The organism is Aminobacter sp. GW821-FHT11F06 (assembly GCF_058808215.1).
Genome location: NZ_JBXARL010000002.1, coordinates 511098 through 524961, shown reverse-complemented (window position 1 = coordinate 524961; position 13864 = coordinate 511098). Strand labels below are relative to the sequence as shown.

Annotated in this window: 9 protein-coding genes and 1 tRNA gene; 6 read left to right on the top strand and 4 right to left on the bottom strand. The window is 60.1% G+C overall.

The window, feature by feature from the left end; genetic code table 11:
- Positions 1–2: 2 nt before the first annotated feature.
- From AC1RTB_RS07035 to AC1RTB_RS07025, 3 genes are read right to left on the bottom strand one after another with little or no spacing between them, the layout of a single operon-like run.
- The gene (locus AC1RTB_RS07035; protein ID WP_492876003.1) at positions 3–3017 is read right to left on the bottom strand and encodes a type I restriction endonuclease subunit R; all 3015 of its coding nucleotides are present in this window, start codon (positions 3015–3017) and stop codon (positions 3–5) included.
- A 9-nt stretch (positions 3018–3026) separates the two neighbouring features.
- A complete protein-coding gene (locus AC1RTB_RS07030) occupies positions 3027–4259 on the bottom strand; it encodes a restriction endonuclease subunit S (protein WP_492876001.1) in 1233 nt (410 codons plus the stop codon).
- Positions 4249–5784, bottom strand: a complete 1536-nt coding sequence (locus tag AC1RTB_RS07025) for a type I restriction-modification system subunit M (protein WP_492876355.1) — start codon at positions 5782–5784, stop codon at positions 4249–4251. Before AC1RTB_RS07025 ends, AC1RTB_RS07030 begins: the two co-directional genes overlap by 11 nt.
- Before the next feature lie 130 nt (positions 5785–5914).
- On the opposite strand from AC1RTB_RS07025, the gene AC1RTB_RS07020 reads away from it, so the two are divergent.
- From AC1RTB_RS07020 to AC1RTB_RS07005, 4 genes are all read left to right on the top strand, one after another.
- On the top strand, positions 5915–6856 hold the full coding sequence (locus AC1RTB_RS07020; RefSeq protein ID WP_492875999.1) for a DUF5655 domain-containing protein: 942 nt from the start codon (positions 5915–5917) through the stop codon (positions 6854–6856).
- Complete coding sequence (locus AC1RTB_RS07015; RefSeq protein ID WP_492875998.1) at positions 6843–7679, top strand: DUF429 domain-containing protein; 837 nt, start codon at positions 6843–6845, stop codon at positions 7677–7679. Before AC1RTB_RS07020 ends, AC1RTB_RS07015 begins: the two co-directional genes overlap by 14 nt.
- Before the next feature lie 196 nt (positions 7680–7875).
- Positions 7876–7952, top strand: a tRNA-Arg gene (locus AC1RTB_RS07010).
- A gap of 115 nt (positions 7953–8067) precedes the next feature.
- The gene (locus tag AC1RTB_RS07005) at positions 8068–8418 is read left to right on the top strand and encodes a hypothetical protein (RefSeq protein WP_492875996.1); all 351 of its coding nucleotides are present in this window, start codon (positions 8068–8070) and stop codon (positions 8416–8418) included.
- A gap of 239 nt (positions 8419–8657) precedes the next feature.
- On the opposite strand, the gene AC1RTB_RS07000 is transcribed toward AC1RTB_RS07005, so the two are convergent.
- Complete coding sequence (locus AC1RTB_RS07000) at positions 8658–9014, bottom strand: cupin domain-containing protein (RefSeq protein WP_492875994.1); 357 nt, start codon at positions 9012–9014, stop codon at positions 8658–8660.
- Between the two features lie 491 nt (positions 9015–9505).
- On the opposite strand from AC1RTB_RS07000, the gene AC1RTB_RS06995 reads away from it, so the two are divergent.
- Positions 9506–10669: an efflux RND transporter periplasmic adaptor subunit gene (locus AC1RTB_RS06995; RefSeq protein ID WP_492875992.1), complete on the top strand. Its 1164-nt coding sequence runs from the start codon at positions 9506–9508 to the stop codon at positions 10667–10669.
- A complete protein-coding gene (locus AC1RTB_RS06990; protein ID WP_492875990.1) occupies positions 10666–13755 on the top strand; it encodes an efflux RND transporter permease subunit in 3090 nt (1029 codons plus the stop codon). The genes AC1RTB_RS06995 and AC1RTB_RS06990 overlap by 4 nt, the downstream gene beginning before the upstream one ends.
- The last annotated feature ends 109 nt before the right edge of the window (positions 13756–13864 follow it).

Below are 13864 nucleotides of genomic sequence, written 5' to 3'. Positions count from 1 at the left end.
CCTCACTGCCCCACGAAATGCTTCAGTGCGTAGGCCTCCACCTGATCGGGGATTTCTTTGAGCTGAACCAGACCGGCTTCATGCGCCATGGCGCGCACCTGCTGTCGCAGGCTCTTGCGCAGCCCATCTTTCTCCCACCAGCCACCAGGTGCTGTCTCTGGACTTGTATAGAGTCCTTCCAGCCTTATCGCGAGGTTCTCTTCCGCCGTTCCGGCGCCGAGGTTCGTCAGGATCTGTAGGATGCCGTAGGCACCAGCTGTAAGACCCGCTTCGATATGTGCTTCATCCTCTGTGGCGATGTCTTTTGCCAGCTCTTCTGCTGCCTTCAACTTATCTGCCCAGGTGAGCTGTGCGCTTTCAAGGCGTTCGAGAAGCTGGCGAAGCCGATCGGAGAACTTGTCGTATTGATGTGGGCTGTCGTCAATGCGCTCGCTGACCGTCTTGCGCAACTCGGTTGTCTTGCGGATCGCCGCTGTCATCAGATCATCGTCCGACTTGCCCTCGATCTCGAAGTCCTGCCAGAAATCCGGATCGGTGATATGGCGCAGCTTCACAGTCACGCTGAGCCCCGTCGCCTCCAGATGCTTGTCGAGCATCTCGCGGATCTTCTGGCTGTAGTTCAGCTGGTCGAAGGCCTGGCGCTTCTCGAAGACCTGGGTGCCGTAAAGCAGGAATGTGGCGACCCATTTCAGGTCGTCAGTGAATTCGAGAATGCTCGGATCTGGGCTTAGAGTCTCGTAAAGCGCGATGAAGCTGCGCGCACGGCTTTTGAACTCGAACCACTTGTCTTCGCTACCCAGCAGCCTGATGAAGGCGTCATACTCCTTCTTCAAGCCGTCCTTGTTGCCGGCCACGCGCTTGATCGGCTTCAGCATCACGATGACGGCGGCATGCGCAGTGCGCAGCTGACTGCGCAGGTCGTCGAGATCGCGCATGGCGTTTTTCACGTCGTCGGCGCGATAGCTGGCGAGCGCTTCCTCGAGATGCGCCGAGACGCCGATATAGTCGACGATCAGCCCGTTGCGCTTCTTGGCGTCGGAGACACGGTTGGTGCGCGCGATGGCCTGCAAAAGGCCATGTTCCTTGAGCGGCTTGTCGAGATACATCACGCTTTCGATCGGGCAGTCGAAGCCGGTCAGCAGCTTGTCGCAGACGATCAGGAACTGCGGATCGCCGTCCTTGCGGCCGAATGCCTTCTTCGCCAGCTTCTCAGCCTCTGCATCGAGATAATGAGCCTTCAGTTCCTCGCGGATCGCCTGCTTGTGCGGGTCCTCACTCGGCTTGCCGTCTTCCTGGTTGATCGAATAAACACAGGCCGACATGGCGTCCGCGCGCGCCAGTGCCTCGGCCTCATCCACGCCCTCGGCAATGAGATCCTCAGCGATCATCTTGGTCAGCGCCTGCTTGTAGAGGATCACCGCCTCGCGATCGATGGCAACGATCTGCGCCTTGAAGCCGTCCGGCCGGGCATAGGCCTTGAAATGAGCCCAGATATCGTAGGCGATCAGCTCGACCCGGCGCGGATGCTTGACGAGATCCTCGATCCGCACGCCGCGCTTCTTGATTTCGTTGAGCTTGTCGTCGTCGAGCTCTGCGAACCAGGTGTCGAACAGGATGTCGATCTTGGCCTCGTCGATATGCCAGTCGGTCTTGCGGCCAGTATAGTAGATCGGCACCGTGGCTCCGTCGGCCACCGCGTCGTCAATCCCATATTTGTCGAGGTAGTTTTCGCCGACCACGCCAAAATTGGCATAGGTGTCCTTGTCGTCCTTCTTCACAGGCGTGCCGGTGAAGCCGAAGAAGCGCGCCTCGGGCAGCGTGGCACGCAGATAGGCACCGAGATCCTTTTCCTGGGTGCGGTGGCACTCGTCCACCATCACAATCCAGTTGGCGGAATTGGCGATCGCCGTTTTCGAGCCCTGGAACTTGAAAATGGTCGACAGCGCCGTATGGCCCTGCTTGCCGTCCTTGATCAGGTCGTGCAGGTCCTTGATGCTTTCGATGGGCGTCGGGTTCGGCAGGCCGCAGGCAATGAACGTGTTGCTAATCTGGCTGTGCAAGTCGACGCGGTCGGTCAGCACCATGATGTTGGGGTTGGTGAGCGCGGTGGAATCGATCGTGCGGTGCGTCTTCAGCTTCAGCGCGGCAAACACCATGGTCAGCGACTTGCCACTGCCCTGGGTGTGCCAGATTAGCCCCTGCCGGTGCTTGCCCTCGAGCACGCGCTCGATGATGCGGTTGACGGCACGGAATTGCTGGTAGCGGCAGATCTTCTTGATCATGCCGTCGTCGGTCGTCTCGAACACGATGTAGTGTGCGATGAGGTCGAGCAGCCGCCACGGCTCCAGCAGGCACCATAGCCCCTTGGCGAGGGTATCGCTGAAATCGGCCTCCGCCTTCGGCCAGGGATCGCGCCACTCGGCATAATACTTGGAGCTGGAGCCGGTCGCGCCATAGAGCACCAGGGCGCCATCGGTGACTACGTTGAAGACATTGGAGAAAAACAGCCGGGGAATATCCCGCTCATACTGCCTGATCTGCTCGAAGGCTTCGCCGGTCTTGTCCTTGATGTTGAGCGGGCTCTTGGCCTCGATCACCACCAACGGGATGCCGTTGAGATAGACGACTACGTCCGGCTTGCGGGTCTTCTCCGCTTTCACCCGCAACTGATGGGTTGCTGAGAATTGGTTGTTGCCGGGGTCGAGAAAGTCAATGACGCGCAATGTCAGCCGCGTGTCGTGGCCGGCTACTTTGCGGCTGTAGTCGCCGCGCAGCACCTTGAGCCAAGCCTGATCGTCGCTGATCGAGGCAAGCTCGCCATAGGCCGCCTCGGCGGAGGCCCGATCGATGCCGTTGATGCGAATCAGCGCGTTGATCAGATGCGGCCGAAACAGCACCTGATTTTCGCCATCGCGCAAGTCTGTGTGCTCGGCAAAGGGCACGAAGCCATAGCCCATTGCCTGCAGATGCTCGATCGCCGGGCGCTCGGCAAAGTGCCACTCAGGTCCCCCCGCCATCTCCGCCTCCTATTCCGCCGCCATGGGCAGGGCTTCTGTGACCCGCTTGCGGCCGGTGAGGAGGTCGGACATGAGGGCTGATTTTGTCGACAACAGGCGCTGGAGCGAGGAAGTAGATAGGTCCTCTGCAAATTGGATTTCTGCAATACGTGCTGAAATCTGAATCTGTTCTGTGTAAGAGGGGACCGGAACTAGTTGCCCGGTGATCTCCTTCTTATGCACATGAAGCAGGCTGTCCTTGAAGCCGTGGGCCTTAGCCTCGATTCTCGACGTAATCAAATTCATCGTGTGAAATAGCCAAAGCTTATCTACCTGCTCTCGGCACGAAAACTTGAAAATATGCTGATTGAGAACGCCCAAAGGACCGCGCCAGATAGTCGGCCCGAACGAAACTCCGCGGACTCCTGCCCATGCAAAAAGCAGATCTCCTGGGTGGATGAGCCATTTCTCAAGCGGAGTGCCGTTAAAATAGTTGAAGTTTTGGCTGCCATTTAAGTTCTGGATTCGAATAATAGGCAGTCCAGTATCGCTCCAGTCTGGAGGCCTGAACCCGTTTCCATTCGAGAGGATGCACAAGTCGTCAACAGCCTTGATCTCCCAACCCTCCGGAATCTCCCCGATCTCCGTATGCGTGAAGCGCGTGTGGCCGATGCCTTTGTTCAGCAGGCGTTCGAGCATGCCCTGCTTGACCTTCCTGGTCTGCGCGATCACCGCCCGCGTTGCCGCGATGGCCTCGTCGACACTCGACAGGATTTCGGCGATCCGGCGCTGTTCGTGGAGTGGGGGGACCGGAACTGCGAAGGCGCCGACATCCCCGGCGGTCACCGCCGGATAATTGGATCCTTTCATTCGCGGAGAGAGATGTTCAATAAAGCGCTCCGAAAGCACATGCTGATATAGAAAATCCCCATCTACATTGGCCTTAGGCCGTAGGACCGCAAACGCGGTAGAGGCAATCAGGTTCGGATCGCCCAATGACACCTTGCAGAAAGAGCGTAGGTACGGCCGAACAGTGGAAACCAGAATATCCCCACTTCTAACTTTCCGTCGCGCTCTGCTGGGTGCTTCGCCGTAGGTGACCAATCGCGGATCAAGCATGCCCGATGGACCAGCCACAGTAGCGACATCAATGTATTTCAGAAGGAAATCAGCTGCTGTGCTCGAAGATAGGCTCTCTGGATTAACGTCTGCAACTTGGTCAATGGTGCTTTGATGCCACCCTGCTAGGACCTCATGCGACATAGCCGAGCTCCTTCAGGAAGCCCATCATCCGCGCTTCCGCCGCATCGCGCTCGGTTTGCAGCGCCACCAGCTTCTCCACCTCTTCCGAGACCTTGACCGCCTCGGCTTCCTCGCCGAGATGCACATAGCGGCTGATATTGAGGTTGAAGTCATTGGCCCTAATTTCACTTACCGGGACCAGCCGCGCCAACCGCTCGACATCGGTAAAATCCGAACAGGCCTTGGCCAGCGTTGCGACATTGTCCTCAGATAGATGGTTCTGAGCCTTGCCCTCAACAAAGTGGTCGGCGCCATTGATGATCAGGATCTTGCCGCGCCGGTCCGCCGGCTTCTTTTTCCGCAGGATCAGAATGCAGGCCGGAATGCCGGCGCCATAAAACAGGTTTGGTGCCAGCCCGATCACCGCTTCGATCAGGTCATCGCGGATCAGCCCTTCGCGGATCTTGCCTTCCGACCCACCGCGAAACAGCACGCCATGCGGCAGCACTACGCCGCAGACACCATCTTCCTTCAGGCTCGCCACCATGTGCTGCACGAAGGCAAGATCGCCATAGGATTTCGGCGGGCAGCCATAGCGGTCGCGGCCATAGGCATCGCCCTGGCTCCAGACATCATGGCCCCAGCTTTTGAGCGAGAAGGGTGGATTGGCCAGCACTCGGTCAAAAGTGCGGATTCCATTTACGCTCGTTTTGGTGGTCTCCTGGCCGAAATGACCTTTCTCCTTGGAGCTCTGCGTGGCCAGGTGTTTCGGCTCCAGCAACGTGTCGCCGCGCGCCACCTGCGCATCGTCGATATCATGCAGGAACAGGTTCATCTGGCAGATCGCCCAGGTGTTGAGGTTTTTCTCCTGGCCGAACAGCGACAGACTTTTCGGGTTCTTGCCGTGCCGTTCCAGATGATGCACGGCCTCGAGCAACATGCCGCCCGAGCCACAGGTAGGGTCATAAATCGACATGCCTTCTTCGGGCTTCAGGCACTCGACGATCAACCGCACGACCATCTTCGGCGTGTAGAACTCGCCACCCTTCTTGCCGGCGTCGTCGGCGAACTGCTTGATCAGATACTCGTATGCCTGGCCGAGCACGTCAGGCTCGACATCGGAGTTGCGCAGCCGGTAGGTCTCGAAATGCTGCAGTAGCTTTTCGAGCATGGCGTCGGGAAAGCGCTCCTTGTTGTTGAAGTCGACATCCTGGAAGACGCCGCGCAGACGCATGTTTGCATCTTCAATCCCCCGGAAGGCACTGTTCAGATGCGTGCCGATGTCAGTGGTGTGCTTGCGCACGTCCTTCCAGAAGTGGCCCCTCGGGATGTCGAAACGGTGCTCATCCGGGTCGGCAGCGAGATCGGCGTCGTTGTAGCGAGCTAACCGCTCTTCATACTCCTCCTCCCAGACGTCCGAGAGGCGCTTGAAGAACAACAGACCAAAAATGTAGTGCTTATAGTCGCCTGAATCGATCGACCCGCGCAGGATGTCCGCTGCTCGCCAGAGATGATTTTCCAGCTGCGATAGGCTCAGTGTCGTCAATTTCTGCATTCCCCGTCTGCTGCGCGACCGATCCCAACGGCGTCCGAGCGCGCCACCCGCCTATCTGGACAATACCAGGTAAGCGAATAGAAGTTTCCAGCGCAATCTTTGATCATCTCTGGGGTGGGTTTTGAGCGACATCAAGCTATTTCATTTCAGCGGCTCCCAGGCGACCGAACTTGCCGGTGCGGCAGTGCAGGTTGAGAAGTCACTCCAAAACCTGTTTGAGGCCAATCTCGAGGTTCTTCTCGGTATCCGTTTCCTCCAGACCGAGCATTCGACCGGCTCCGTGCACGGCGGGCGGATCGATACGCTCGGACTTGATGAGGACAATTCACCGGTCATCATCGAATACAAGCGTTCGGTGAACGAGAATGTCATCAATCAGGGCCTCTTTTATCTCGACTGGCTGCTCGATCACCGCAAGGAATTCCAGTGGATGGTGATGGAGCGCCTTGGGCCGGATGCGGCGAAGGCGGTGGATTGGTCGGCGCCGCGCCTAGTTTGCATCGCGGGTGATTTCACGCGCTATGACGAGCATGCGGTTAAGCAGATCGCCCGCAATATTGAACTGATCCGCTACCGCCGGTTCGGCGAAGAATTGCTGATGATGGAACTTGTTCATGCGCCGAAAACCGCCAGGGTGAGCGCGCCGACGCCGCAAAAAGGCAAGGTTACAGAGAGCATGCCGGAGGAGGACATAGATCCCTATTGGCGAAACCGCATGAGCTATCGCCTCTCTCAGTCGTCGACAGATCTGAAGGATATCTATGACGCAACGCTGCAGTTCATCATCGGGCTAGGCGATGACGTTCAGGTCAAGGAACTTCAGCAATATACCGCATTTAAGCGCATCAAGAACTTTGTCTGCCTTCAGATCTACCCGCAGGCACGCTGCGTTGTCGCCTATCTCAAGCTTGATCCATCCACTGTGGATCTCGACGACAGCTTCGCTCGGGATGTGACAAATATTGGTCACCACGGAACTGGTGATCTGGAATTGTCCCTAAAATCGATGACCGATTTCGAAAAAGCTCAGCCCTTGCTACGCCGGGCATATGAGGGTGGGTGAGGACTTGCGAGCCAATTGCACGTCGGTTGTAGGCTTCGACTCGGCTTGGACCGACAATCCTAAGGCTCCCGGTGCCATTTGCGTCTTGCGAATTGATGCGAATGGAGCGCGTCTGTATGTGGAGCCCAGGCTAGCCTCTTTCGGCGACGCGTTGGAGATAATCCAGGGCGAGCGATCGGAGGTCAGCAAGTGCTTAGTGGCGCTCGATCAGCCGACCATCGTTCCAAATCTCACAGGCTCACGACCCGTCGACAAGGTTGCGGGATCGCTTATCTCCTGGATCGGTGGAGGCGTTCAGCCGGCCAGCCGGTCAAAGCTGGGAATGTTCGACGACACCGCGCCAATATGGCGATTCAAACAAGCACTTGGCGCGATCGAGGACCCGGAACTGGCCCGAAGTGCGCGAGAGGGGCTCTTTTTAATCGAGGTTTTTCCGGCACTTGCTCTGGCAGCTATGGAGCAAGCCTTCTGCCGTCGACTTGGAGCTCCGAAATACAACCCCGCAAACCGCAAGCGGTTCAGACTTGAGGATTGGCAAGCTGTATGTTCGACCATTCTGGAATTTGGGGCGCTAACAGCCCTTGAGCGGTTGGAGCAGTGGTGCGCAACAATTGCAGCGATGGCGTCGCCGAGAAAGTCTGATCAAGACAAGGTTGATTCCATGATCTGTGGGCTGATCGGGCTGCACTGGGTGGCTGCACCACGCGAGCAATCAGTGATGATAGGCGACATGGACAGCGGCTACATGATCGCTCCGACGATCACCGGTGTTCATGAGCGGCTAATCGCGGCTGCGACTAAGCGCGGCGTTCCCATTATCTGAAATCCAATCCCCCTGGGGGCCAACTGTTCGTCTGTGCCGGCACAGCCCCGGCGCACCCGACAGGATTCGAACCTCTGACCTCTGCCTTCGGAGGACAGCGCAACTCCATTTCCCCCGTTGAAGCTTGCCGCAGCATCGGTTATGAACGCGCGTCGTCCGGTGCGCCGGGCGTGGTTCGCGGCTTGGCCGTGAACGAGCACCCGTAGCTCAGCTGGATAGAGCGCTGCCCTCCGAAGGCAGAGGTCACAGGTTCGAATCCTGTCGGGTGCGCCAAAAATAGATAACAAAATCAAATAATTACGAACACATCGCGTTTACCGAGTTGAATTGCTCCTCTAGACAATTCAGCGCGTGGTTCCAATTCGCCGCTGCTCGGGGAGCAAGTCTGATGCGCATAGAGAAAGCCAGTGTTGAAGCCTACGGCTGCTATTTGAAAGACAAATACCGGCCACCCAGCAAAGGCGGGAATACCCGCGCGTGGCATCAGCACATCCTCACCATTGGCGGCGAGAAATATTCCTTTCTCGCTCTTGGCGCACGCAAATGGGTCTATTTGGGCGACACGGTGAGCTTTGATTGGGAATGGGACGAGAGCGAACGATATCGCAACGTGGCCGCAAGCTCGGTGGCGACCTGGGGCAAGCTTGGCAATCCGGTCACGCGCGGAGATAGGGGCGAGAAGCCTTGGCGCACCGCTGATGCGCGAATGCCAGCCTCACGGCGAGAGCAACGCGATTGATGGCGTCAAAACGAAATGCGCTCTTGGCGAAGTCCCAATCCGTCCAGGGCCTAATTCCCCTGGAATGCCTTCCCCGGTAGTCCAAGAAGGCTTGTCTCGCCGAGAGCGTGTTGCACACTTTATAGTTTCGTGCCGATGCAAACAAGACTGAGTTGGAAAGGCGAACCACTATTGGCCATGCAAAACGTCTGCATCTCCACCGGCAACCCACTGGCTCACGCGTATGCGCTGTTGCGCTCTTACGATCCGACGGTGACGACGAAATGCTTCGTCACTGGCTCGATGATCTTCCATGTGCCCTTGAAGTCAGCTTCCACGACAAACGCGTCGCCCGGCCCGACCTCGACAGGTTCGCCACCGTCCGGCGTGATGATGATGCGGCCCGAGATCATGTGGACGAATTCGTAGTCCGTGTAGGTCGCGTGGTAGGTGCCGGGGGTCGCCTGCCAGGTTCCCGACAAAACCTTGCCGTCCTCAGTCTTGTGCTGGACGGCGGTCTTCATCGTCGGCTTTCCTTCGATCACCACCCATCCCGGCAGATCGTTGGCGTCGGGGTTTTCCACCTTGCCGAACTTGAGGACCGTTTTGCGTGTCATGGTGAAGTTCTCCCGTGTTTGTCAGACACTTTTGAATAGCTGATGCCTCACGGTGAGGCAACTTAGTTTCACAGTAATAAAAATTCATGGATAGGGCAGGCCAGAGTTTTCGGCGGGCATTTTCGTCCGCACTGCCTGGAGCTGGCGCCGCCGACAAGATAGCCGGAGAGGTCGAGCGGCAGAAAAAGGCTAGGCTGGAATGCGCAATTGGCTGGCCTGGAGGCATGGGCGCCGATGGCCGCCCGTGCGCCTTTCGCGGAGATCTTGGGCAGGCCTTTTCAGCATAAAACGAAGCTGCCGGCGTAAAACGCGAGCGGGCAATCGGTTGCGACAGATTGCTGCAATGGTCGCCTGTCATGCCGCTGCCATGAAACTGCAGGCGGCCCAGTCATCGGACTGATCCATCAACAATAGAAGCGAACCGGCCAAGGGGGAGGGCCGGCGGCCGCTATCGCTTCGGAAACCTTCCAGACCGTGGAAAGCACGCAAGCATGACACGTCCCTTTCAAATATCCATCTCGGCAGCCCTGGCCATCACCTTGATGGCGACCGCCAGCGCGAACTCCGTTGCCGATGGCACCACCGCTGCCGCTGTCCAGACCGAGGCGGCCAAGCGCGTGGTGTCGACCTTCGTCGTTGCAAGCGGCATGAGCGAATGGACGCTGTCGTTCAGCGGTGTTCTCGCTGCCCGCGAAGAGGTCGCCGTCGGCGCGCCGCTGCAAGACCAGCGTATCGCAAGCGTCGACGTCGAGGTCGGCGACCGCGTTACATCAGGGCAGGTTCTGGTCAGGCTCGAGACGGCGATGCGCGACAACCAGTTGCGCGAATCCGAAGGGCGGCTGGCGCGGGCAAGTGCAGCACTTGCCCAGCAGCAGGCAAAGGCGGCGCAGGCCCTGGCGGCACTCCAGCGCGCCGGGCCGCTCAGGCAGTCGGGTTACATGTCCAGCCAGGCTTTCGCCGATCGCGCTTCCACCGAGGCCGTCGAGCGCCAGGGCGTTGCCTTGGCGCAAGCCGAACTCAACCAGGCCGAGGCCCAGCTCGCCGAGTCCCGCCGGCTGCTCGAACGCGCCGTCATCGTCGCACCCGTAGGCGGCGTCGTTTCCGAACGCCACGCCAATGCCGGTGCGCTCACCGGGTCGGAACCGCTGATCCGCCTGATCCGCGAGGGCAGGGTCGAACTTGCCGCCGACATTCCCGAACGCGAGCTGCCGCAGCTGGCGGTTGGCCAGCCTGCCGAAGTTTCGCTGCCGGGCAAGGATGAGGCGATCCGGGGCAAGGTGCGCCTGATCACACCGAAGATCGACCGCGACACCCGTCTTGGCGGAGCCAGGATCGCCCTTGATACCGATGCCGCCTTGTTTCCCGGCGCCTTCGGCCGGGCCGAGGTGGTGGTGGCCCAGCGCGAGGCCATCGTCATCGCAGATTCGGCATTGCTTTATGGCGGCACGGACAAAACCGCCGTCTTCGTGGTCGAGCACGGCCGAGTCGTCCGGCGGGCCGTCGAGGCCGGCCTGCGCGACAATGGCAGGCTCGAAATCCGTGCCGGGCTGAAAGCCGGCGACATTGTTGTCGCCAAGGCGGGCGCATCGCTGCGCGAAGGCGACGCGGTCACAACCACCGACATTGGTGCCATCACCGGAAGCACCCGACCATGATCAGCAATGTTTCCGCCTGGGCGATCCGCAAGCCGATCCCCACCATCGTTTTGTTCCTGGTGCTGACGCTTGTCGGTCTGGCGTCGTTCCTGCGCCTGCCGGTCAACGCCAATCCGAGTCTGTCGTTTCCGATCGTCACCATCACCGTGTCGCAGGCAAGTGCCGCGCCCGCCGAGATGGAAAACCAGGTGACGCGCCGCATTGAAGGGGCGGCGTCAGGCCTCGCCGGGGTCAAGCACATCCGCTCGACCATCAAGGATGGCGTGTCGACGACCACTGTCGAGTTCAAGATCGGCGTCGACCCGGACCGGGCGACCAACGATGTGCGCGAGGCTGTCGGCCAGGTCAGGTCCGACCTGCCGCAATCGATCCAGGAGCCGATCGTCACGCGTGTCGATGTCGAAGGTGGCGCGATCCTGTATTACACGATGCAGGCGCCCAACATGTCGGTGCTCGACGCGTCGTGGTTTGTCGAAGACACCATCAGCCGCGAGCTTCTCGCGCTGCCCGGCGTGCAGAAGGTCGAGCGCCTTGGCGGCGTCAACCGCGAAATCACCGTCTCGCTCGACCCCGACAGGCTGCTGGCGCTCGGTGTGACGGCCGACCAGGTCAATTCGGCGCTGCGCCAGATCAACGTCAACGTACCCAGCGGCCGTGGCGAGATCGGTGAAAGGGAACAGTCGATCCGCACCCTGGGCTCGGTAAAGTCGCTCGAAGAACTGTCCGGCCTTTCGGTCTCGCTGCCGGGAAACCGCTGGGTGCAGCTGCGCGACATCGCCACGATCAAGGACGGGCCGGCCGAGCCGCGCGGTTTCGCGCGCTTCAACGGCGAGGCTGTCGTTGGCTTTTCCATCTCGCGTGCCAAGGGCCACAGCGATACGGTCGTCGCCGATGCGGTGACCAGGCGCCTGGCCGAAATTGCGGCGCGGACGCCGGACGTTGCGTTCAACGAGGTCATCTCAAACGTCGAATACACTGTGGAAAGCTACAACGCCGCGGTGACCGCCTTGGTCGAGGGAGCCGTGCTGACGGTCGTTGTGGTGTTTTTGTTTCTGCGCAACTGGCGCGCGACGCTGATTGCGGCCGTCGCGATGCCCCTGTCGATCCTGCCGACCTTCTGGGTGATGGAGTTGCTCGGCTACACCCTGAACAGTGTCAGCCTTTTGGCGCTGACACTGGTGATCGGCATCCTTGTCGACGATGCCATCGTCGAGATCGAAAACATCGAACGTTATGTCGACATGGGCAAACGGCCCTATCTCGCGGCGATCGAAGGCGCCGATGCGATCGGCCTGGCGGTTGTCGCCACAACCTTGACCATCGTTGCGGTGTTCGCGCCGGTCAGTTTCATCGGCGGCGCTGTCGGCCAATATTTCAGGCAGTTCGGCGTGACGGTGGCTGTTGCCGTGCTGATCTCGCTGGTGGTGGCGCGATTGCTCACCCCATTGATGGCGGCCTATCTGCTGCAGCCGAAGGCGGCTGGCAGCCATGCGGCCGAGCCGTCGCGGCTGTCGCGGCACTATCTCGCCGTGCTCGGCTGGACGCTCGATCACCGCAAGACGACCTTTGCATTGGTCGCTGTGTTTTTCGCCGGCTCGGTCTTCCTTTTGACCCAGTTGCCGACCGGTTTCGTGCCGACCGGCGACGGCAATGTCTCGACGGCGCAGGTGACATTGCCTCCCGGCACGAGGCTGGAGGAAACCGCGCGGGTATCCGACAAGATCGTGCGCGAGCTGAGGGCGCGGCCGGATGTGGCGAGCGTGCTGGTGACCACCGACGACGTCAACAAGGTGACATTGAACATCAAGCTCAAGCCGCGCAAGGAGCGCGAACTCGACCGCAAGTCGTTCGAACTCGCCGCGCGTCCGATCCTGGCCAATACGCCCGACATCCAGTTCACCTTCGTCTCGGATTCAGGCGGCAAGGAGGTTTCGATCTATCTGGCCGGCAACAATCCCGAGGAGCTGAACAGGGCCGCCCACCAGCTCGAAGCCGAAATGCGCCTGATGCCGGAACTGACCAATGTGCTGTCCAACCAGGCACCGCTGGCGCCTGAGCTTTTGGTCAAGCCGCGCCTGGACGAGGCGGCCCGGCTCGGCGTTTCGGTGGTGTCGCTGGGCACCGTCGCGCGCATCGCCACGCTTGGCGAAACCGACTCCAATTCGGCGCAGTTCAACCTCGGCGACCGGCTGGTGCCGATAAGGGTGCTGCTCGACAAGTCGGCGCGGGGCGATCTCGAAACCTTGCGCAAGCTGCGTGTCGGCACGGCCGACGGCAAGGTGGTGCCGCTGACCTCGGTCGCCGATATCTCCTTCGGCGCCGAGGAAGGCAAGGTCGAACGGCTCGACCGCAAGCGCCTGGTCGCGGTCGAAGCCAATCTGAATGGCGTGGTGTTTGGCGATGCGATGAAGGCGGTGTCGGCATTGCCGGCGCTGAAGAACCTGCCCGCAAGCGTCAGCCATATCGAATATGGCGCGGCCGAAGAGATGACGCAGATGTTCCGCGGCTTCGCGCAGGCGCTGGTGGCGGGCATCCTGATGGTCATGGCGGTGCTGGTGCTGTTGTTCAGGAACTTCTTGCAGCCGGTCACCATCCTGATAGCCTTGCCGCTGTCGCTCGGCGGCGCGGCTTTGGCGCTGCTCGCTTATGGCGCCGCGCTCGATCTCTCCTCAACGATCGGCATCCTGATGCTGATGGGCATCGTCTGCAAGAACTCGATCCTGCTTGTCGACTACGCCATCGAATGCCGGGCCGAAGGGATGGACCGGCGCGCGGCCCTGATGAAGGCAGGCATGACCCGCGCCCGCCCGATCATCATGACCACGATCGCCATGGTGGCCGGCATGATGCCGGCGGCGATCGGCTTCGGCGCCGATGCGAGTTTCCGCGCGCCGATGGCGGTTGCCGTGATCGGCGGGCTGATCACCTCGACGCTGCTCTCCCTTGTGGTCGTGCCTGTGATGTTCGCGACCATGGACGACCTCAACGCCTGGTTTGCCCGCCGCCTGAAGCGGTTCACCTCGGTCACCGAGGCGGACCGCGCGGCAGGCGAGCTGGCCGCCGCGCGCCAGGACGCAAGCGCATAGCGGTTCGGGCGGCTGGCACCATGCCGGCCGCCCGATTTTGAACCCCGCAATTTCGAAAACCGATTCCGCTTTTTCAGCTCATGCACTAAGGACTTGTTTGGATCAGGCT

What these genes read in the sequence shown, in the direction of transcription:
- AC1RTB_RS07035 (WP_492876003.1), bottom strand. Translation starts at nt 3,017, where the DNA reads ATGGCGGGGGGACCTGAGTGGCACTTTGCCGAGCGCCCGGCGATCGAG.
- AC1RTB_RS07030 (WP_492876001.1), bottom strand. Translation starts at nt 4,259, where the DNA reads ATGTCGCATGAGGTCCTAGCAGGGTGGCATCAAAGCACCATTGACCAA.
- AC1RTB_RS07015 (WP_492875998.1), top strand. Translation starts at nt 6,843, where the DNA reads ATGAGGGTGGGTGAGGACTTGCGAGCCAATTGCACGTCGGTTGTAGGC.
- AC1RTB_RS07005 (WP_492875996.1), top strand. Translation starts at nt 8,068, where the DNA reads ATGCGCATAGAGAAAGCCAGTGTTGAAGCCTACGGCTGCTATTTGAAA.
- AC1RTB_RS07000 (WP_492875994.1), bottom strand. Translation starts at nt 9,014, where the DNA reads ATGACACGCAAAACGGTCCTCAAGTTCGGCAAGGTGGAAAACCCCGAC.
- AC1RTB_RS06995 (WP_492875992.1), top strand. Translation starts at nt 9,506, where the DNA reads ATGACACGTCCCTTTCAAATATCCATCTCGGCAGCCCTGGCCATCACC.
- AC1RTB_RS06990 (WP_492875990.1), top strand. Translation starts at nt 10,666, where the DNA reads ATGATCAGCAATGTTTCCGCCTGGGCGATCCGCAAGCCGATCCCCACC.